Source organism: Kribbella sp. CA-247076 (assembly GCF_050942445.1).
GTDB lineage: Bacteria > Actinomycetota > Actinomycetes > Propionibacteriales > Kribbellaceae > Kribbella.
Map to the genome: position 1 here is coordinate 6,476,103 of NZ_CP192051.1, position 20,001 is coordinate 6,496,103.

22 protein-coding genes are annotated in these 20,001 nt (G+C 70.7%); 4 read left to right on the forward strand and 18 right to left on the reverse strand.

The features are described from left to right. The first annotated feature begins 106 nt into the window (after window positions 1-106). On the forward strand, window positions 107-1,558 hold the full coding sequence (locus ACQPYZ_RS30710) for a hypothetical protein (protein WP_433162236.1): 1,452 nt from the start codon (window positions 107-109) through the stop codon (window positions 1,556-1,558). A gap of 62 nt (window positions 1,559-1,620) precedes the next feature. After that, the gene (locus ACQPYZ_RS30715; protein WP_433162238.1) at window positions 1,621-2,529 is read left to right on the forward strand and encodes a TIGR03086 family metal-binding protein; all 909 of its coding nucleotides are present in this window, start codon (window positions 1,621-1,623) and stop codon (window positions 2,527-2,529) included. On the opposite strand, the gene ACQPYZ_RS30720 is transcribed toward ACQPYZ_RS30715, so the two are convergent. From ACQPYZ_RS30720 to groES, 11 genes are all read right to left on the reverse strand, one after another. Next, window positions 2,526-2,927: a hypothetical protein gene (locus ACQPYZ_RS30720; protein ID WP_433162240.1), complete on the reverse strand. Its 402-nt coding sequence runs from the start codon at window positions 2,925-2,927 to the stop codon at window positions 2,526-2,528. The genes ACQPYZ_RS30715 and ACQPYZ_RS30720 overlap by 4 nt on opposite strands. Before the next feature lie 91 nt (window positions 2,928-3,018). Next, window positions 3,019-3,741, reverse strand: coding sequence for an acyl-CoA thioester hydrolase/BAAT C-terminal domain-containing protein (locus ACQPYZ_RS30725; protein ID WP_433162242.1), 723 nt, complete (start codon window positions 3,739-3,741; stop codon window positions 3,019-3,021). After that, window positions 3,738-4,844: a GuaB3 family IMP dehydrogenase-related protein gene (locus ACQPYZ_RS30730; protein WP_433162243.1), complete on the reverse strand. Its 1,107-nt coding sequence runs from the start codon at window positions 4,842-4,844 to the stop codon at window positions 3,738-3,740. Before ACQPYZ_RS30730 ends, ACQPYZ_RS30725 begins: the two co-directional genes overlap by 4 nt. Window positions 4,845-4,872: 28 nt before the next feature. Beyond that, window positions 4,873-6,384 (reverse strand): IMP dehydrogenase, encoded by a 1,512-nt coding sequence (gene guaB / locus ACQPYZ_RS30735; protein ID WP_433162245.1) that lies wholly within the window; start codon window positions 6,382-6,384, stop codon window positions 4,873-4,875. A 148-nt stretch (window positions 6,385-6,532) separates the two neighbouring features. Further along, window positions 6,533-7,921, reverse strand: a complete 1,389-nt coding sequence (locus tag ACQPYZ_RS30740) for a hypothetical protein (protein ID WP_433162246.1) — start codon at window positions 7,919-7,921, stop codon at window positions 6,533-6,535. Further along, window positions 7,914-8,534 (reverse strand): RNA polymerase sigma factor ShbA, encoded by a 621-nt coding sequence (shbA, locus tag ACQPYZ_RS30745; RefSeq protein WP_433162247.1) that lies wholly within the window; start codon window positions 8,532-8,534, stop codon window positions 7,914-7,916. Before shbA ends, ACQPYZ_RS30740 begins: the two co-directional genes overlap by 8 nt. Before the next feature lie 146 nt (window positions 8,535-8,680). Beyond that, the gene (locus ACQPYZ_RS30750) at window positions 8,681-9,370 is read right to left on the reverse strand and encodes a DNA alkylation repair protein (protein ID WP_433162249.1); all 690 of its coding nucleotides are present in this window, start codon (window positions 9,368-9,370) and stop codon (window positions 8,681-8,683) included. A gap of 13 nt (window positions 9,371-9,383) precedes the next feature. Continuing rightward, the gene (locus ACQPYZ_RS30755) at window positions 9,384-9,842 is read right to left on the reverse strand and encodes an N-acetyltransferase family protein (protein ID WP_433162250.1); all 459 of its coding nucleotides are present in this window, start codon (window positions 9,840-9,842) and stop codon (window positions 9,384-9,386) included. Between the two features lie 86 nt (window positions 9,843-9,928). After that, window positions 9,929-11,548, reverse strand: a complete 1,620-nt coding sequence (groL, locus tag ACQPYZ_RS30760; RefSeq protein ID WP_433162253.1) for a chaperonin GroEL — start codon at window positions 11,546-11,548, stop codon at window positions 9,929-9,931. 40 nt (window positions 11,549-11,588) lie between these two features. Then, window positions 11,589-11,858 carry a hypothetical protein gene (locus ACQPYZ_RS30765; RefSeq protein WP_433162255.1) on the reverse strand — a complete coding sequence of 90 codons (270 nt, stop codon included), beginning with the start codon at window positions 11,856-11,858 and terminating at the stop codon, window positions 11,589-11,591. Between the two features lie 34 nt (window positions 11,859-11,892). Beyond that, window positions 11,893-12,189, reverse strand: a complete 297-nt coding sequence (gene groES, locus ACQPYZ_RS30770; protein ID WP_130384566.1) for a co-chaperone GroES — start codon at window positions 12,187-12,189, stop codon at window positions 11,893-11,895. Between the two features lie 295 nt (window positions 12,190-12,484). On the opposite strand from groES, the gene ACQPYZ_RS30775 reads away from it, so the two are divergent. Together ACQPYZ_RS30775 and ACQPYZ_RS30780 are read left to right on the forward strand one after the other, a co-directional pair. Continuing rightward, a complete protein-coding gene (locus ACQPYZ_RS30775) occupies window positions 12,485-13,072 on the forward strand; it encodes a peptidoglycan-binding domain-containing protein (protein WP_433162256.1) in 588 nt (195 codons plus the stop codon). A gap of 9 nt (window positions 13,073-13,081) precedes the next feature. After that, on the forward strand, window positions 13,082-14,236 hold the full coding sequence (locus ACQPYZ_RS30780; protein WP_433162258.1) for a class I SAM-dependent methyltransferase: 1,155 nt from the start codon (window positions 13,082-13,084) through the stop codon (window positions 14,234-14,236). A 203-nt stretch (window positions 14,237-14,439) separates the two neighbouring features. Here the strand turns inward: ACQPYZ_RS30780 and ACQPYZ_RS30785 are convergent, their stop codons facing one another. From ACQPYZ_RS30785 to ACQPYZ_RS30815, 7 genes are read right to left on the reverse strand one after another with little or no spacing between them, the layout of a single operon-like run. Next, on the reverse strand, window positions 14,440-15,318 hold the full coding sequence (locus tag ACQPYZ_RS30785) for an alpha/beta fold hydrolase (RefSeq protein ID WP_433162259.1): 879 nt from the start codon (window positions 15,316-15,318) through the stop codon (window positions 14,440-14,442). Then, the gene (locus ACQPYZ_RS30790; RefSeq protein WP_433162261.1) at window positions 15,315-15,764 is read right to left on the reverse strand and encodes a GNAT family N-acetyltransferase; all 450 of its coding nucleotides are present in this window, start codon (window positions 15,762-15,764) and stop codon (window positions 15,315-15,317) included. Before ACQPYZ_RS30790 ends, ACQPYZ_RS30785 begins: the two co-directional genes overlap by 4 nt. Beyond that, complete coding sequence (gene tsaD, locus ACQPYZ_RS30795) at window positions 15,761-16,816, reverse strand: tRNA (adenosine(37)-N6)-threonylcarbamoyltransferase complex transferase subunit TsaD (RefSeq protein ID WP_433162262.1); 1,056 nt, start codon at window positions 16,814-16,816, stop codon at window positions 15,761-15,763. Before tsaD ends, ACQPYZ_RS30790 begins: the two co-directional genes overlap by 4 nt. Then, window positions 16,813-17,262, reverse strand: coding sequence for a GNAT family N-acetyltransferase (locus ACQPYZ_RS30800; RefSeq protein ID WP_433162264.1), 450 nt, complete (start codon window positions 17,260-17,262; stop codon window positions 16,813-16,815). Before ACQPYZ_RS30800 ends, tsaD begins: the two co-directional genes overlap by 4 nt. Further along, window positions 17,259-17,927 (reverse strand): tRNA (adenosine(37)-N6)-threonylcarbamoyltransferase complex dimerization subunit type 1 TsaB, encoded by a 669-nt coding sequence (gene tsaB / locus ACQPYZ_RS30805; protein ID WP_433162266.1) that lies wholly within the window; start codon window positions 17,925-17,927, stop codon window positions 17,259-17,261. Before tsaB ends, ACQPYZ_RS30800 begins: the two co-directional genes overlap by 4 nt. Beyond that, window positions 17,927-18,880, reverse strand: a complete 954-nt coding sequence (gene tsaE / locus ACQPYZ_RS30810; protein ID WP_433162267.1) for a tRNA (adenosine(37)-N6)-threonylcarbamoyltransferase complex ATPase subunit type 1 TsaE — start codon at window positions 18,878-18,880, stop codon at window positions 17,927-17,929. The genes tsaB and tsaE overlap by 1 nt, the downstream gene beginning before the upstream one ends. Further along, entirely contained in the window at window positions 18,877-19,998 is a 1,122-nt protein-coding gene (locus tag ACQPYZ_RS30815) for an alpha/beta fold hydrolase (protein WP_433162268.1), read from the reverse strand. Before ACQPYZ_RS30815 ends, tsaE begins: the two co-directional genes overlap by 4 nt. Window positions 19,999-20,001 lie beyond the last annotated feature (3 nt).

The following is a 20,001-nucleotide window of genomic DNA, read 5'->3' on the forward strand; positions in this document are numbered from 1 at the left end:
GTAATAGCCATGTCAGTACCGGAAAACGCTCGTGTCAGCCCTCAGTGTTCCGCCCCGTGGAGCACTAAGGTGTTCGGTTGAACCTGCGAAGGGGTGGAACGTCGAGATGGTGGACAGCGGGGGGCTTTGGACGCCTCCTGAGGACGAGCTCGCTGAGGCTCTGCAGACTGCTCAGGTCCTGATCGAGGAAGGCCGTGCCGACGAGGCCGGGCCGTACCAGCAACGTGTCATCGAGCTGGCCCGGGAACGTGCCGAGGGGCACCCGGACCACTACGAGGCCAAGCACCTGATGGCCGCGACGCAGTACGAGCTGGCCGGCTCGCTGAACGCCGCGGGGCGGCACGAGGAAGCGCTTGCCGCATTGCACGAGGCCCAACTCGGCTACACCGAGCTCAGCGACGCGGGCGTTCTGGACGCCACCTCCTTCCTGGCCGACGTGCGCGCCCGGCGGGCGATGACCCAGGCCCACCGCGGTCACGGCGCGACCGCCGTACTGGAGATGGACGGCGCGGTGATCGCGTACGGACAGCTGGTCGGCGGTGACGACGGGCTGAAGCACCAGCCGGACTTCGCCCGCGTGCTGGCGATGAACGCGCTCATCCTGCGCCGGTACGGCGACCCCGCGCTTGCGGTCGCGTCCGCGGACGCGGCGACCCAGCTGTTCCTGCGGCTGGCCGATCAGATCAACGAGAGCCCGCAATCCCTGTCCTACGCGCGCTACCTGTGTACGGCGACCGCCGTGTCCGCCGACGTCCACGCCGCCGAGGGCCGGCTCGACCTCGCGCTCGAGGCGGACGAGATCGGGCTGACGACCGCCGACACGCTCGCTGACTCGGAGTCGGCCACCGACCTGCGGACGCTGGTCGCCGCACTCACCCGCAAGGGCAAGCATCTCAGCGTCGTCGGCCGGATCATGGAAGGCGAAGGCTGCCTGAGTACGGCGTTCGCGACCGATGCGGAGACCGCGCAGCGGGTGACCGAGGAGCTGGACCGCGGACTGCCGCTGACCCTGGTCGCGGCGCTCGAGAACGCGGAGATCAAGCTCGGGCCGTTCGAGCAGTACCACCGGCTGCTGGCGCTGAGCGAGCCCGCTCCGGGGATGACGCTGGCGACCGTCTCCGGGCGGACCGACCCGGAGTCGGCGGCGATCCGCGCGAGCGAGCTGGCCGAGCTGGTCCGGCCGCTGCTGGTGCAGGACGTCGACACCGCGCTCACGCTGGGCATGGAGGCGCACTACCTGTTCGCGATCTCGTCCGAGCGCGAGTCGCACCGGATGCGGTACGAGACCAGCAAGTACGCGCCGATCTGGGCGCAGCTGCTGCTCGACATCTCCGAGGCCTACTACCAGGCCGGCCGGACCGACCTCGCCCTCGACCTCGGCGGCTGGTGCGCGGAGGTCGCGACCGCGCTGATCCCGTTCACCGACGACGACTCGGTGATGAAGGACCTGGCCGGCTCCTGCTACCGGCACCACGGCGACCTGCTCGCGGCCACCGGCGACATGATGGCCTCCCAGCACGCCCACGAGGCCGCGCAGCAACTGCAGCTGGGTCGGTAACCGCTGGGTAATTGACGGTCCCTCTCCCCGGGCGGACGCTGACGCTGAGAGGGGGAACGGACATGCATGTGGTGCAACTGCACAATCGAACGGTCGACAACTTCGCGCTGTTGGTCAATCAGGTGAGCTCCGACCAGTGGAGCGCTCCGACGCCCTGTGCGGACTGGAACGTGCGCGAGCTCGTGAACCACGTAGTGGGTGAGGAGCGCTGGACAGTCCCGCTGATGGAGGGCAAGACCATCGCGGACGTCGGCGACTCGCTGGACGGCGACCTGCTCGGTGAGGACCCGGCGGCCGCGGCGACGGAGGCCGCGCGGGCCGCTCAGGCAGCGGCGGACCGGCCGATCGAGAAGGTGCATCTGTCGTACGGCGACGAGGAGTCGGCCGAGTACCTCCGGCAACTGGCCGCCGATCACCTCATCCACGGCTGGGACCTGGCCGTCGCGATCGGCGCTGAGCCACGGATGGACCCGGAGCTTGTCGACGAGATCGCGACCTGGTTCGCGGACCGTGCCGACCTCTACCGGTCGTCCGGTGCCGTGGCCGACCCGGTCGAGGGGTACACCGACCCGGCCGACCGGCTGCTCGGCGCCTTCGGCCGGATCCCGCGCTGGTCCACCGCCGACTCCGTCGTCGCCCGCTTCGGTACGGCGTTCGGCCAGGGCGACCTGGACGCGGTGATGGCGCTCGTCACCGACGACTGTGTCTTCGAGTCCACCTCGCCGTCGCCAGATGGGACCCGGTTCGAGGGCGCGGACGCGGTCCGGGCGGAGTGGGCGAAGCTGTTCGCGAACACCACCGACCCGCGGTTCGAGACCGAGGAGTCGGTGATGCTCGGTGACCGGGCCGTCGTGCGGTGGACGTACTCCTGGCAGGATCCGTCCGGTGACCGCGGCCACGTCCGCGGCGTCGACGTACTGCGGCTGCGTGACGGGAGGATCGCGGAGAAGCTGTCCTACGTGAAGGGTTAGAGATCCTGCAGGTCGGTCTTCAACGCGCCGACGAACAGGCCGGCCTCGGTCTCGGTCATTCCGGTCTCGGAGACGACCAGGGCCGTGGCCTGGTGCAGCTCGCCCTGGGCCTTGAGGGCGCGGGTGCGCTCGGCCAGGTTCGTCCCCGGGACGCGGACGACCGGCGTCTCGGTGACCGGCGCGACGTACCGGCCGAGGCGGATGTCGTCGACCAGGCCCTTGGCATGCTTCAGGTCCAGGCCGGTGCGGTCGCGGATCAGCTTGACCGCGTGCACGGTCTTCTTGGTGGTGATCAGGAAGCGCACCTGATCCACGTCGTCGGAGGATAGTCGTGCCCGCGCGGCGGCGAGGGCAACGTTGTCGGCGTCCTGGCTGCTCCGTCGGCTGAACAATCCCATGCCGTCATCCTTCCAGAACCGCCCAACCCGTGAGGACTCGACGCACGTCGCCCACCGAGGACCGGCGGAAGGAGCGCGGACCGCCCCGAAGTCAGCCGGCGAGGAGTTTGCGGACGTCGGCCCAGGCCAGTGCGCCGAGCTCCCGGTCCGCCTCCTCGGTCCCGCCGCGGGCCATCCGCTGCCCGCCCGTCTTCGGCGTCTCTCCGGGAAACAGCACCCGATGACCGGCCCGCGCCGCGACCACCGTGCGCGTCGGCAGACCTGCACGTGCGGCGGCGATCCGCTCGGCGAACTCCACCGACGGCCAGAGCCGGTCGTCCCCGCCGGCGACGAGCAGCAACTCCCCGCGGATCCGCTCCACCGGGATGCGCGCCGCGTCAGCGCCGTACTTCCGCAGGCTCTGCCGGTACAGACCCGTGAAACTCGGCGGATCATCGTCTGCCTGCCACTCCTGGTCGAAGGGCACGTACGGCAACGGCTCCCCCTGCCAGGTCCACGCCGACGTCTGCTCGCCGTCCTCGATCCAGCCCCAGACGTACGCGGTCGGGGCGAGCGCGATCACCGCGTCCACCCGCTCGTCGAACGCGCCGAGCAGAAGCGCCGCCTCCGCGCCGCGGGACACACCCATGACCGCGAGCCGGTCGTTGCGGGCCGCCAACTCGTCCAGCGGGAAGGACTCCAGCGGGATCTCGCTGATCTTCTGGTCGAACCAGCGTGGCGCGAGGACGTCGTACCCCTCGGCCTCGAGGATCCGGGCCCGCTCCACGTCCAGCGTACCGCTCGAACCGTGCAGGAGCAGGACACCGGTGGTCAACCGACGACGACCTCGACTCGCTGGAACTCTTTGAGTTCGGTGTAGCCGGTGGTGGCCATGGCTCGTTTGAGGGCGCCGACCAGGTTCATCGTGCCGTCCGGGACCCAGGACGGGCCGAACAGGATCTGCTCGAGCGTCCCGGTGACGCCGACCTCGACCCGCTCGCCGCGCGGCAGGTGGGAGTGCCACGCCTCGGCGCCCCAGTGGTACCCGCCGCCCGGGGCATCGCTCGCCCGGGCCAGCGGCGAGCCGACCATGACCGCGTCGGCACCGCAGGCGACCGCCTTCGCCACGTCACCGGACCGTCCGACCGAGCCGTCCGCGATGACGTGCACGTACCGGCCGCCGGACTCGTCCATGTAGTCCCGCCGGGCCGCGGCCACGTCGGCCACCGCGGACGCCATCGGCACCGCGACTCCCAGCACCTTGCGGGTGGTGTGCGCCGCGCCGCCGCCGAAGCCGACCAGCACCCCGGCCGCCCCGGTCCGCATCAGGTGCAGCGCGGCCTGGTGCGTCGCGCACCCACCGACGATCACCGGTACGTCGAGGTCGTAGATGAACTGCTTCAGGTTGAGCGGCTCGGCCTGACCCGAGACGTGCTCCGCCGACACCGTCGTCCCCCGGATCACGAAGAGGTCGACGCCCGCGTCCACCACGTGCTTGGCGAACTGCTTCGTCCGCTGCGGCGACAGCGCCCCGGCCACGGTGACGCCGGAGTCGCGGATCTCCTGCACGCGCTGCGAGATCAGCTCGGGCTTGATCGGCGCGGAGTAGATCTCCTGCAGGCGGTGCGTCGCCTGCTCCTTGCTGATGCTGGTGATCTCCTCGAGCAGGTTGCTCGGATCCTCGTACCGCGTCCAGAGACCTTCGAGGTTCAGCACGCCGAGACCGCCGGCCTTGCCGATCGCGATCGCGGTCGCCGGCGACATCACCGAGTCCATCGGCGCGGCCAGGATCGGCAGCTCGAACCGGTACGCGTCGATCTGCCAGGCGACCGAGACCTCCTCCGGGTCCCGCGTCCGCCGCGACGGCACGATCGCGATGTCGTCGAACGCGTACGCCTGCCGGCCCCGCTTGGCGCGGCCGATCTCGATCTCGGTCATCTGGTGTCCTTACGGGTTGCAGGCGGGGTCAGCGGCCGGAGTAGTTCGGCGCCTCGACCGTCATCTGGATGTCGTGCGGGTGGGACTCCTGCAGGCCGGCCGAGGTGATCCGGACGAACCGGCCCTTCTCCTGCAGCTCCGGCACCGTGCGGGCGCCGGTGTACCACATCGACTGCCGCAGGCCGCCGATCAGCTGGTGGGCCACGGCCGACAGCGGGCCGCGGTACGGGACCTGGCCCTCGACGCCCTCGGCGATCAGCTTCTCGTCCGAGCCGACGTCGCTCTGGAAGTAGCGGTCCTTGGAGTACGACTTGCGCAGGCCGCCGGACTGCATCGCACCGAGCGACCCCATCCCGCGATAGGCCTTGAACTGCTTGCCGTTGATGAACACCAGGTCGCCCGGCGACTCCTCGCACCCGGCGAGCAGCGAGCCCAGCATGACCGTGTCCGCCCCGGCCACGAGCGCCTTGGCGATGTCACCGGAGTACTGCAGGCCGCCGTCGCCGATCACCGGCACACCGGCCGGCTTGCACGCCAGCGAGGCCTCGTAGATCGCCGTGACCTGCGGTACGCCGACGCCGGAGACGACCCGCGTCGTACAGATCGAGCCCGGGCCGACGCCGACCTTGACGCCGTCCGCGCCCGCGTCGACCAGCGCCTGCGCACCGGCGCGGGTGCCGACGTTGCCGCCGACCACGTCGACGCCGCGGGTGGCCGGGTCGGCCTTGAGTTTGCGGATGATCTCCAGCTGCGCCTGGGAGTGACCGTGCGCGGTGTCCACCACGAGCACGTCGACGCCGGCCTCGACCAGCGTCATCGCCCGCTTGTACGCCTCACCGAAGAAGCCGATCGCGCCGCCGACCCGCAGCCGGCCGGTCGCGTCCTTGGTGGACAGCGGGAACTTGTCGCGCTTGACGAAGTCCTTCAACGTGATCAGGCCGGTCAGCTTGCCGGCGTCGTCGACCAGCGGCAGCTTCTCCACCTTGTGCCGGCTGAGCAGCGCCATCGCGTCGTCGGCGGAGATGCCCTGTTTGCCGGTGATCAGCGGCTGCCGGGTCATCACCTCGCGGACCGGCCGGGAAAGGTCGTTCTCGAACCGCATGTCCCGGTTCGTCACGATGCCGACCAGGACGCCGGCGTCGTCGACCACCGGGACGCCGGAGATCCGGTACTGCCCGCAGAGCGCGTCGGCCTCGCCGATGGTCGCGTCCGGGCCGATCGTGATCGGCTGAGCGATCATGCCGGACTCGGACCGCTTGACCAGGTCGACCTGCTGGGCCTGGTCCTCGATCGACAGGTTGCGGTGCAGCACGCCGAGGCCGCCCTGGCGGGCCATGGCGATCGCCATCCGCGCCTCGGTGACGGTGTCCATCGCGCTGGACAACAGCGGGATGTTGACCTCGATGTTGCGGCTCACCCGGGACCGGGTGTTCGCCTCGGAGGGGATGACGTCGGACTCGTTGGGCTGCAGCAGCACGTCGTCGAAGGTGAGACCGAGGACGGCGAACTTGTCGGGAACTCCAGCGGGGGTGATGTCCATGAGGAAAACGAGCACCTTTACACGGCGAGAACGGGACACCATCCTATGCCGCCGCCTCCCGGTCGCCCGAATCGCCTGTCCACAGGCGGGGGCTTCCGGAGAGTACGACGTACCCGCCCGGGCGGTGCCGGACGGGTACGCGGAGTGATCAGTTCGTCGGCTTGTTGACGACGCCCAGGATCTTCAGTACGTCGGACGACGCGGTCGAGCCGTGGGCGCGGGCGATCGCGGCGTGCCTGCCCTCGGCGTACCGGCCGCTGGAGTGCTTGCCCTTGGCGTACGCCTTCTTGACCGAGCCGGTGGTCACCTTGCCGCTGGAGTGCTTGCCCTCGGCCTTCGCGTTGCCGAAGAACTTCGTCGCCCCCGGCACCTCGACCGGCGCACCGGTCGGCGTCGGCAGGACCTTCTCCAGCAACTCCGTCAACGAAGCCTTCACCGGCTCCCGCCGGTCGCCCCCCGGCTTCTGCTCGTCGGCCGGCTTCTGCTCGTCCGCGGGCTTCTCGTCGGCGGGCGGGTTGTCGTCGGGGGCGTCCTCGATCGGCTTGGTGTCACCGGCCGGCGGCTGCTCCTGCGACGGCGCGTCGTCCCCGGACTCCCCGGTCCCCGTGTCCGACCCCTGGTCCGACCCGGTGTCCCCACCCGACGGCGCCGTCGGCGTGGTCGTCGGGTTGGTACCGGTCTCCCCGGTCTCTTCGTTGTTCGGCGGCGGAGTCGTGGTCGGCGGCGGGTCCGACGGCTCCGGCGTGGCCGGCGGGTCGGACGGCTCCGCGGGCGGCGGTGTGGTGACCGGCGGCTCCGACGGCTCCTGCGTCGGCTCCTCGGTCGGCTCGCCCGTCGGCTCCTTGGTCGGGTCGTCGGCCGGCTTCTCCTCGGTCGTCCCGTCCTCGGTCTGCTCGGGCGCGGGCGTCGTCGGCGCAACCGGAGGTGCCGTCTTGACGGTCGGCTTCTCCACCTCCGGCAGCATGCGCTGAAGCACCTCGGGCAGCGCCTGCTGCACGACGGACGCCGGCGGGACCGGCTCCTGCTTGTCCGCCGTCTGCTGCTCGGCCTTCTTCCGCTCGTCCTGCTTCTTCTGGTAGTCCTTCGCGACCTTGACGATCTTGGTCTTGTCGACGACCGGCATGCCGTCGAGTTGTTCGGTCGGGAAGCTGGTCTGCGGGCGGACCGCGTCGACCATCTTCTCGATGACCTTCTCGTACGGCGACAGCGGGTCGCCGGTGACGGCCGCCGCGACGCCGGAGACCGACAGCGCGGCGACCGCGGCGACGCCGAGTGCCAGACCGCGGGTCGCCACCTTGCGGGCGAACGGGTCCGTCACCGGGTTGAGCGCCGCGCAGCGCGCCAGGAAGCTCTCCGGGTCGTCGATCGTCTCGACCGGTAGTTCGTCCTCGACCTCCACGGCGAGCCGCAGATCGGCCAGCAGCTTCACGGCCGGGTCCTGCTCACCCGCGGTCCGCGCGGACTCCCCACCAGCGGCCAGCAGGTCGAGTAGTGCGTCATCGGCGTCGATCGCGTCGAGGTCGAAACGGTCAGCCATGATGCCCCTCCCCTGCTCCTCGTTCCAGCCCTGCCTCATGCCCCACAAACCCCCTGAGCGTGTTCAACGCTCGATGTTGTGCGACCCTCACCGCCCCCGGTGTCATCCCCAGTGCCCGGCCGGTCTCCTCGGCTGACATCCCCGCTACCACCCGGAGCCGCAGGATCTCCCGCAACTTCTCCGGCAACTTCTCCAGCAGCCCCATCGCGTGCTGGACCTCTGAGTCCCGCACCGCGTGCTCCTCCGGCGTCGGCGCGTCGTCCGCACCGTCCGGCAGCTCCGGCGTCGAGACGTCGGCCACTGCGAACGCACGCTGGGCATCGGCGACCTTGCGGGCCGCGATGCCGTAGACGAACGCCTCGAAGGGCCTCCCCTCGTCACGGTACCGGCCGAGTGCGCCGAATACCGCGACACAGACTTCCTGTGCGACGTCGTCGACCATGTCGGCGCCGCCTGGGTACGTCCAGAGCCTCGACCGCACGTAGCGGTGGGCCACGGCACGCACCCGTGTGAGCAGGTCGTTGAGAGCTGTCCGGTCGCCTCCGCTCGCAAGCGCGGCTAGATCCCTGAGCTCGACCCGGTCGTGGGTGTGCGGTACTTGGACCTCGGTCACCCCTCGCCCCCTCGTGTTGGACCGGTCAGCCTGAAAGATGGTACGGCTCTCATCTTCTCTTGCCTAGTGGCAATTCGTGATCACCCCGGACTTTTCATCACGATCTGTCACTACCCGCCCGTACGTACGGGGAGATCTGCGGGACCTCAGCTCAGGTAGGTCAGGCGGACGGCCGGATCGAGTTTCTCCACGGCGTACCGGAGGGCGGGCCGGGGCATGCGGTCGGCGTACCGATCGAGGAAGGCGCGCAGGGCGGGCTCGTCGGCGGTGCCGGCGTACTTGAGCGCGATGCCGACAGGTTTCGACACGACCGGGTCGGTGTCGTCGACGAGCAGCTCCGCCAGCGCGAACAGGTCGGCCAGTGCGTCGGGATCGCCGGCGCCGGTGAACGCGAGCGGCGCGGTCATCGCCGTACGCCGGCGAAGTGGATCGGCCGATCGGGCCAGCTCGAACAGCGGCGTACGCGGCTTGTCGAGCAGGTAGCTGCCGACGACGCGCGGCGCGGCCCGGTCGACCATGTCCCAGCTGTCGATGCGATGGTGCCGGCCGAGGTAGAGCTCGTAGCAGCCGCGACGCTCCTCGGCCGGCAGTTTCGTCTTGCGTACCTTGAAGTCCAGCACGCAGAACGCCGCCAGCCGCGGTTCGTACTCCGCGACGTCGAGCAGCCGGTCCACCTCGGTCAACGGCATCGCGGTGAACCGCTTGGCCACGTCGAAGAGTGTGCCCATCCGTACGCCGAGAACGCCGGCCGAGCCGTGGTAGTGCTTCTGCGGACGCTCGTCCGGACGAGCGTGCGACCGCAGCTCGTCGACCAGCGCGGATGCCGTCAGCTCCATCCCAGGAGCGTATTCACTCCGGGGGTTCGAAGTGGAGGAGGTGGGAGGCACGGTCGCCACCCCAGTCGATCGGGGTCCGGCCGGTCTCCCGCCAGCCCGCCCGCCGGTACAGCGCGATCGCCGCGGCGCCCGGCTGGTCGACCACCTCGAGCGACAGCCTCCGCCCGAACTGTGCGGCCATAGTCACGCAGTGCGCGAGCAACTGCCGGCCGACACCGGCCCGGGTTGCCTTCGGGTCCACGAACAACCGCTCGACCTGCGCACCGTCCGGCCCGTCGGCCGTCAGAGCCACGTGCCCGACTACCCGTCCGTCGACCTCGGCCACCCAGCAGCCGAGGCCTTCGACCGGGGTCAGCCACTGGCGCGGATCCGCCGGCCAGTTGACCGGATACCCGGCCAGGTCGTGCACGTCCCGCAACAGCTCGACGCACGTCGCGACGTCCGCGTCCGCGCGCTCCCGAATCTCGGCCACCCGGCAACCCAATCACACCGGTGGCGCAAGAAACCGCCCGCTGGTCCGTGGACCAGCGGGCGGTTCCTGTGGTTACGACCTGAGGATCAGTGGCCGTGACCGTGGCCGTGACCGGCCGCGGCGGGCTCCTCTTCCTCGGGCTTGTCGACCACCAGGGTCTCGGTGGTCAGCAGCAGCGCGGCGATCGAGCCGGCGTTCGCGAGCGCGGACCGGGTCACCTTGACCGGGTCCAGGACACCCTGCGCGAGCAGGTCGCCGTACTCGCCGGTGGCAGCGTTGAAGCCGCTGCCGGACTCGAGCTCCGCGACCTTCGAGGTCACGACGTAGCCCTCGTAGCCGCCGTTCTCGGCGATCCAGCGCAGCGGCTCGACGATTGCCTTGCGGACGATCCGGACACCGGTGGCCTCGTCACCTTCGAGGTCCAGGCTGTCGTCCAGGACGGTGGCCGCGTGCACCAGGGCGGAACCGCCGCCGGCCACGATGCCCTCCTCGATCGCGGCCCGGGTCGCGGACACGGCGTCCTCGATCCGGTGCTTCTTCTCCTTCAGCTCGACCTCGGTGGCCGCGCCGACCTTGATCACGCAGACGCCGCCGGCCAGCTTGGCCAGCCGCTCCTGCAGCTTCTCGCGGTCCCAGTCGGAGTCGGTGCGCTCGATCTCGGCCTTGATCTGGTTGACCCGGGCCTCGATGTCGTCGGACTTGCCGGCGCCCTCGACGACCGTGGTGTTGTCCTTCGAGACCACGATCCGGCGGGCCGAACCGAGCACCTCGAGGCCGACCTGGTCGAGCTTCAGCCCGACCTCCGGGGCGACGACCTGCGCGCCGGTCAGCGCGGCCAGGTCCTCCAGCATCGCCTTGCGGCGGTCACCGAAGCCCGGCGCCTTGACGGCGACCGAGGTGAAGTTGCCGCGGATCTTGTTCACCACGAGGGTGGACAGCGCCTCGGCCTCGACGTCCTCGGCGATGATCAGCAGCGTCTTGCCGGACTGCACGACCTTCTCCAGCAGCGGCAGCAGGTCCGCGATCGCGGAGATCTTGCCCTGGTGGATCAGGATGTACGGGTCCTCCAGCACCGCCTCGCCGGCCTCGGCGTCGGTGATGAAGTACGGCGAGATGTAGCCCTTGTCGAACTGCATGCCCTCGGTGAACTCGAGCTCGGTCCCGAAGGTGTTCGACTCCTCGACGGTGATCACACCGTCCTTGCCGACCTTGTCGAACGCGTCCGCGATCAGGGCGCCGATCTCGGCGTCCCGGGCGGAGATGGTGGCCACGTGCGCCATGTCGCCCTTGTCGTCCACCGCGCGGGCGGTGTCGACCAGCTTGGCGGACACGGCCTCGACGGCCGCCTCGATGCCACGCTTGAGGCCCATCGGGTTGGCGCCGGCGGCGACCGCCCGCAGGCCCTCGTGCACCAGCGCCTGCGCCAGCACCGTCGCGGTGGTGGTGCCGTCACCGGCGATGTCGTTGGTCTTGGTGGCGACCTCCTTGGTCAGCTGCGCACCAAGGTTCTCGAACGGGTCGTCCAGCTCGACCTCACGGGCGACGGTGACACCGTCGTTGGTGATGGTCGGGGCGCCCCACTTCTTGTCCAGGACGACGTAGCGGCCCTTCGGCCCCAGCGTCACCTTCACCGTGTTCGCGAGCTTGTCGACGCCGCGCTCCAGCGCGCGCCGCGCGTTCTCGTCGAACTCGAGGATCTTCGGCATGGGTAAAACCAGTCCCTCTCTGAATGTTTCTTCGTTGCGGTCAGCCGGATCCGATCCACTGCTGCCCCTCCGGCGCCGGCGTGCCGGCCTCCGCCGGAGATGTCTCCCCGGCCTCGGCGGGCCGCCCCACCGGACCCAGCCGGTGCTCGCACCGTCCGGACGGACGGCGGCGGTCGTCCGCGGCGCTGGTCGCGCGGCGGGTCTCCGCCGGCCGATCGCCGGCCGGTCCGGGCACCTTCCGGACCCGGTCGTCCCCGGAGTGAGACTCCGGGCGCCGGATCGACTCCGCCCCGGCGCCGGTGTGCGGCACCGGGGCGGTGTCGGTCAGGAACAGCGAGCGGTCGTCACTTGCTGACGACTGCGAGGATGTCGCGGGCGCCCAGGATCAGGTAGTCCTGGCCGTCGTACTTGACCTCGGTGCCGCCGTACTTGGAGTAGATGACCTTGTCACCCACGGCGACGTCCAGCGGGACGCGGTTGCCGTTGTCGTCGATCCGGCCCGGACCGACGGCGAGGATCTCGCCCTCCTGCGGCTTCTCCTTGGCGGTGTCCGGGATCACCAGGCCGGACTTCGTGGTCTGCTCGGCTTCGAGCGGCGCGACGAGGACGCGGTCCTCGAGCGGCTTGATCGTGACCGACACTTGCTGACCTCCACGGTCGATTCGCTTGTCTGTGCTTCTCGGGTGGTCGCGCTCCCCTGCCGTCGCGGGGGTCAAGGGCCGGACCGCTGGCACCCTCCACCGGAGAGTGCCAACACCGAATCTAGGCCGCGATTAGCACTCGGTCAACTCGAGTGCCAGACTTCACCGGGTCCGGCGATGTTGTGACCGTTCGAGTACGGATCGTGGTCGAGCCCTGGCCTGGCGGAGGTCGTCGTGCGACGGTTCTCTGTACGGCGTCCCGACTGCCCGCGGGACCAGGGTCGGAGGAGTGCCCATGGCCATCAGCTTCCCGTCACTGCCCAAGCTGTCCGGCCGCACCGTGGCCGTCCTCGCCGCGGCCGGCGCACTCGCCGTCGGGGCCGTGGCCGCCGGCGCCGCCAAGGATCAGCCGGCCCCGAGCGCGGGCGCCCCGGCCGTCGGCCCACCGCCGCAGGTCGCTGCCGACCAGGCGGCCGACACAAGCCGCGCCTCCGCGGCGGCCGCGCTGACGCAGTGCCGCTCGGCGATGCTCGTGCCGGTCAACCGCACCTGGGGCATCCCGATGCCGTCCGTGTACGGCGCCGCCAGCACGTACTGCAACCTGATGTACGGCGACGACCCGTATCGCGGCTCCTCGGCATCCGGCGACCCGGACACCGCGATCCGCGTCCTCCAGCGCAACCTGAACTTCTGCTACGGCACCAAGCTCGCTGTCGACGGCGTCTACGGCGGCAACACCCGCGCGGTGGTCCGGATGGTCCAGCGCAGGCACAAGCTGGTCGCCGACGGCATCTACGGCCCGAAGACCCGCTCGGCGATGAACTGGCGGCTCTACTCGATGGCGACCCGTAGCTGGAGCAAGGGCTGCTCGAGCCCCCTCTAAAGTGGCGGGGTGACAGTCACCGGCCTGCTCGACGGCCCCGGCGCGGACGTCCTCGCCGATGCCTGTGCGAGCTACCAGCCGGGCCGGGAGCTCCAACTCGTCGAGAAACTTCGCCGGCGGTACGACGCCACGCTGGTGACCACCGCGGTCACGCAGGCCTCGTTGCGCCACCGCGCCGTCGCCAAGTTCGGCCCGGACGCGGCCCGGATGTACTTCACCCCGGACGGCCTCGAGCAGGCCACCCGCAGCACAGTCGGCGCGCACCGAGCCGCACGGATCGCGGCCACGTTGCCGGGCAGCAGTGTGGTCGACCTGGGCTGCGGCATCGGCGGCGACCTCATCAGCGCCGCCCGCGCCGGTCTGAGAGTCACCGGCGTCGAACGCGACCCTGCCACCGCGCAGGCCGCCCGCGCGAACCTGAGGGCCCTTGAGCTGCCCGGTGAGGTCGTGGTCGGCGACGCCGAGTCCTTCGACCTCTCGCCGTACGACGTGGTGTTCGCGGACCCGGCGCGGCGTGCGGACGGCCGACGGGTGTTCGACCACAACGCCTACTCGCCGCCGTGGAGCTTCGTGACCGCACTGCTGGGACGGACTGCGTGTGTCAAGGTCGCACCGGGCATCCCGCACGACGCCGTACCGGATGGGGTCGAGGCAGAGTGGATCAGCGACGCCGGTGAGGTCAAGGAGGCCGCGCTGTGGTCCGGTCACTTGTACGCGGGTGTTGATCGGCGGGCGACGCTGCTGCCGAGTGGGGCTTCGGTGACCGAGGCGCCGGAGGCTGAGAGCGGTCCGGCAGCGAGGTACATCTACGAGCCGGACGGAGCCGTCGTACGGGCTGGACTGGTGACTGCGGTCGCGGCTGCGGTTGACGGGTGGTTGCTGGATCCGCGGATCGCTTACGTCACTGCGGCGGAGTTGGTGCCGACGCCGCTCGCGTCGGCGTACGAGGTGGTGGAAGAGCTGCCGTACAAGGAGAAGGCGCTGCGGGCCTGGGTTCGCGCGAACGGGATCGGGACGCTCGAGATCAAGAAGCGTGGGGTGGATGTGGACCCGGCACAGCTCCGGAAGAAGCTGTCGCCCAAGGGATCGGCGACGGCTACGTTGATCGTCACCCGCATCGGCCGGGACGCGGTGGCCTATTCCTGTCGCCGAGTTGCGCTGTGAGTACAGTCGAACATATGATCGATCCTACGTGCGGGCCTTCGGGAGACTTCCGGTGGGCGAGGTGCTGCGTCTGCTGCTGCAGTCTCCCGAGGGCTCGCCACTAATCGGTCACGCGGCTGAGGTCGCGCGTTCACCTCGCTCGGGCAGAGTTCCAGGCGAACCGGTTGGCCGCTGGCCGTTCACCTGGGGATCAAGCGGCGCAGTCACCCCAGGTCTTTGCCCGCTGCCGTGCCCTTCCCCGCACTGCAGCGCGCGACCACCGGCAGCCGAAGCCGCGCCACCGCGATGGACAACACCGCACCCGCGGTCGAGGACCGCCCGGACCGCGGAAGCAGCACGTCACGGTCGTCCGGCCCAGAGGACGGCGCAGCGCCGGGTCCGGGAAACGGGTTGGCGGGCGGCTCGGGGGATTGAGCGGGCGGCTCGGGGGATTGAGCAGGCGGCTCCGGGGATTGATTGGCGCCGGCCGCAGTCGATGGTGTTGCGAGAGCTGCGGTGGTGAAGTCGGCGACCAGGGTGTTCCAGTCGTTGTGACGGCGGAGCATGGGGTGGGTTTCACCGGCGAGTTGGAAGAACCTGACCGGAGTTCCGGCGGACCGTAGGCGCTCGGCGTAGGCGGCGGTGGCACGTGGGTCGGTGATGGTGTCCTCGGTGCCGTGGGCGAGGGTGATCGGCGGCCGCAGCGCGGTGAGCGGCTCACCGGGCGGCAGCCACGGCGCCAGCGCCAGCACTCCCGCCACCCGTGGGTGATCGCCGGCCGCGACCACGGCTCGCCCACCCATCGAGTGCCCGATCAGCACCACCCGGCGAATCACCGGCGGCAGGTCGTCGAGCACCGTCCGGAGATCGACGGCAGGATCCGCGGCCACGCCGTTCCATCCGCGGTACCGGTACCGCATCAAGCCGATCGCAGCCGCCGGCACGGCCGTGCGAACCGCCCAGGCGAACGGCCACATCCGGAGGATCGGCGGCTGCCACGACTGCGGGACGGCTTGCGAGTTCTCCATCCCGCCGTGCGCCAGCAGCACCAGGTCCGTCGCCCCGGCCGGCGGCCGGACCAGATCCATCCCCGGACGCGTCATCGGCGGCCGTACAGCTCCGCCGGATCGCGGCGGATGACCATCATCCGGTCCGGGTCCTCGAGCCCGGCGAACCCGTAGCTGCGGTAGAGCTCGTGCGCGTCCGCGGTCGCCAGCATCGTCCGACGGACACCCCTGAGGTCCGGGTGCTCGAGCAGCGTGGACACGACGAACCGCCCGAGCCCGTGCCCCCGGTACTCCGGCAGCACGAACACGTCGGCCAACCAGGCGAACGTCGCCCGGTCCGTCACCATCCGCGCGAACGAGACCATCGTCCCGTCCGCGGCGTACACCCCGAGATTCAGCGAACCGGCGATCGACCGCTCGACGACGTCCCGCGGGAACCCCTCCGCCCAGTACGACGTACTCAGAAAGCCGTGGACGACGTCGACGTCGACGCGGTCCGTGGAGTCGTCGGCCTCGAAGCCGTCCGGCCCGGTCCATCTCACGTGTTCAGCACCTCGGTGATCGGCATCGACGAGTCGGCCGGCAGCCCGAGCGGCGACGGCGTCTTCCCGGCCCGCACCAGCTCCGAACCGAGCGCCGCGACCATCGCGCCGTTGTCCGTGCACAACCCCGGTCGCGGCACGCGGACGGCGATGCCGGCCTCGGCGCACCGCTCCTCCGCCATCGCGCGCAACCGCGAGTTCGCCGCGACCCCGCCGCCGATCAGCAGGTGCTCGAAACCACGGTCCTTGCACGCGTCGATCGCTTTCCGGGTGAGCACGTCACAGACCGCCTCCTGGAAGGCGGCGGCCACGTGGTTCACCGGCACGTCCTCGCCGTCGCGGCGGCGAGCCTCGACCCAGCGGGCGACCGCGGTCTTCAGACCGGAGAAGGAGAAGTCGAAGCGGTGCCGCTCGAGGTCCCGCTGCGAGGTCAGGCCGCGCGGGAAGGTCACGTACAGCCGGTCACCGCCGTCACGCGCCGCTTTGTCGACATATGGGCCACCCGGGAACGGCAGGCCGAGCACCCGCGCGACCTTGTCGAACGCCTCGCCCGCGGCGTCGTCGATGGTGCTGCCCATCGGCTGCACACCTTCGGTGATGTCCTCGACCGCGAGCAACGACGAGTGCCCGCCGGACACCAGCATGGCGACACAGCCCTTCGGCAGGTCACCGTGCTCCAGCGTGTCGACGGCGACGTGGGCCGCAAGGTGGTTCACGCCGTACAAGGGCTTGTCGAGCGAGAGCGCCAGGCCCTTGGCCGCGGCGACCCCGACCAGCAGCGCACCGGCCAGGCCGGGACCGCTGGTGACCGCGACCGCGTCCACGTCCGTCGGCTTGATGCCCGCGGTCTCGCAGGCCCGCCGGATCGTCGGGACCATCGCCTCCAGGTGCGCGCGACTCGCGACCTCCGGTACGACGCCGCCGAACCGGGCGTGCTCCTCGACACTCGACGCGATCGCGTCGGCGAGCAGCGTCTGCCCGCGGACGATGCCGACCCCGGTCTCATCGCACGACGTCTCGATCCCCAGGATGAGGGGCTCGTTGCCTGTCACTTGTCCTCCCGCCACCGCATGATCACCGCATCCTCGCCACCGGCGTAGTACCCGCGCCGCCGGCTGATCTCCTCGAATCCGAAGGCCTGGTAGAGACCCCGGGCCGCTTCATTGCCCTCAGCAACTTCCAGCATCACCGTCCGGCCCGCGCACCGCGCCAGCGCCGCCGTCGTCAACTGACCGCCGATCCCGGTCCGGCGCCCGGCCGGGGCGACCGCGATCCGCAGCAACTCGACCACGTCCGGCGCGACCGGCGGCACCAGCAGGACGACATACCCGACCAGGTCGCCCTCGTCCGCGACGAGGATGGCCCGGTCGTCGGACAGCCGGTCGAACTCGGTCGTCCACGAGACCGTACTCCACGCCTCCGCGCCGAAGCACACCTTGTCCAGCGCAACCACCGCGGGCAGGTCGTCCACGGTGGCCGGCCGAATGGCAGGTCTCACTTCGGCAGCACGCTCTTGGGTCCGCCGGACAGCGTGACGTCCGGACGGCGCAGGTAGAGCGGCTCGGGCCCGACCACGTCGAGCGTCCCGGTCACCACGCCCGTCGCCAGCACCTCGGCCGACGGGTACTCGGCGACGTCGACGTCCGCGACCCCCAGCACGTCGCCGTACAGCACGGCGCCACGACCGATCACCGGCAGGCCGGACAGCACGTGCGCGACGTCGGCGGGCCGGTCGACCGCCGGTCCTTCCAGCCGGCGCCGGCTCCCGTTCGCGGCCGGACCGTCGTACAGCGCCCAGTAGACCTCCTTGCGCCGCGCGTCCGTCGCCACGGCGACCGGCAGCGTCAACTCGGACTGCCGGGCCAGCAGGTCGAGGCTGCACACGCCGGCGACCTCGATCCCGAGTACGTCGGCCATCGTGCGAGCGGTCACCAGGCCGACGCGCAGCCCGGTGAACGGGCCCGGCCCGACCCCGACCGCGATCCTGGTCAGCTCGCGCGGCGTCGCGCCCGCGGTCTCCAGCGCCGAGGCGATCGCCGGCGCGAGCAGCTCGCCGTGGCGCAGCGCGTCGACGGTCGTGGACGACGCCAGGATCTCCCCGCTGACCGGGTCGGCCAGCGCGACGGTGACCGCGGCACTCGAGGTGTCGAAAGCAAGCAGCATCAGTAGTTCTCCAAAGCAGGCGGCCGCGCCGAGGTGCTGAGCACGGACACGCGGATGCCGGACGCCGCCCAGCGCGGGCCCACCGGCGTGATCCTGATCTCGCGCGTCTCGTCGGTGTCGTCGTCGCCGCGGGTCACCACGATGTCGAGCCGGTCCGGGGCCAGCGTCTCGGCGAGCCCGTGACCCCACTCGACCACCGTGACCGCGTCCTCCAGGCTGGCGTCCAGGTCGAGGTCGTCGAGCTCGGCGATCCCGCCGATCCGGTACGCGTCCACGTGCACCAGCGCCGGCCCACCGGCGAGCGACGGATGCACGCGCGAGATCACGAACGTCGGCGAGGTGATGTCACCCCGCACCTTCAGCCCGGCCCCGAGCCCCTGGGTGAACGTCGTCTTACCTGCCCCCAGGTCACCCGACAGGACGAGGACGTCGCCCGCCCGCAGCTGGCCCGCGAGCTCCTCGCCGATCGCCCGCATGTCGTCGGCCGTCGGCACCGTGAGCTCGACCGGCATCGCCTTCGCGTAGATCAGGTTGGGGTCGTGCTGCTCGACGACGGAGTACCCTCGCCGCCGCCAGAATTCCACGGTGTCCGGCAGTTCGACCCTGGCGATCAACTGCACCCGGCTGAGCCCTCGCCGTACGGCGACCTCCTCGGCGCACCCGACCATCGCTGACGCGACCCCGCGGGCCTGGTGCCGCGGGTCGACCGAGACCCGGCGCAGGTTGAGGGTGTCTCCCGACTCCTCGAACAGCACCGCGCCGGCCGGGCTGCCGTCGATGCGGACCAGCAGGCCGCCGTGCTTGGTCACCGCGTCGGTGACGGTGGCCGCGTTCTCGGACAGTGCGGTCGACGGCGGGTCGAGAACCCGGCGGGCGGAGAACGCGTGGTGGATCACCCCGACGATCTCGTCCGCGTGCTCGGCGCTGGCGTCGACGACGTGCAGGTCGGTCATGAATGTCCTAGTAGAGATGTTTCGGCTCGTTCGATCATGCCAAGGAGGGCGGCGGTGAACTCACGGTGGTGCTCGATCAGGCCGAGGTGGCCGCAGTTCTTCACCTCGACCAGCTCCGCGCCGGGCACGTGCCGGACGATCTCCTCGGCGTGCTCGAACGGGGTCAGGTGGTCCTTGTCGCCACCGATCACGACGCACTCCACCTTCTGCAGCGGCTCCAGGGCGTCGTACTTGTCGTGCAGCGCGAAGATCGGGTAGAACTCCGCGATCACCGAGATCGGCGTGGCCGCGATCATCTCGTTGACGAACTCGGTGAACGCCGGCGGCACCTCGGAGCCGAACGAGTACTTGCGGGTCAGCAGGTAGCTGATGTCCGTGCCGGCCTTGCGGCTGCGTTCGACCACGTCGGGGATCCGGGCCAGCGCGGCCACGGTCGGCGTCGCCAAGGTGCGGGCCAGCATGCCGACCTTGCCCGGGAACACGATCGGCACCCGGTCGAGCGCGCCCGCGCTGGTGGAGCAGAGGCCGACGCCGATGATCCGGTCGCCGAAGAGCTCGGGATGCTGCTCGGCCAGCGCCATGATCGCCATGCCGCCCATCGAGTGCCCGATCAGGACCACCGGACCGGTCGGCGCGAACTCCTCGAGGATCCCGTGCAGGTCGCGGCCGAGCTGGTCGATGCTGACGTTCTCCTTCGCCGACCGCCCGGACCGGCCGTGCGACCGCTGGTCGTAGAAGACCATCGTGCCGATCCCGGCCAGGTCCCGGCGCTCGAAGTGCCAGCAGTCCATGTTCAGCCCGTAGCCGTGTATGAAGATCACGGTCAGGTCCTCGGGTGGCAACGGCAGCTTCTTGCCGAATCTCCGCTTCGGCGGCTGGGCCGGCCGGCGGGATCGCTTCAGCTCGTCCACCTCGACGTACAACTCGACGCCGTCGTCGGCGGTGAACACGTGCGGCGTCCCGCGCAGCGAGCCGAACGGCTCGGCCTCCAGCTGCGCACGCTGCCCCGACCGCCGACCGATCACCTGGCGCTCGACCGCCACTCCGGCCGCGGCTCCCGCCGCCAGCACTCCGACCGCGGCCCCGATCAGCCCGGCGGTCCGTGACACCTTGGACATGCC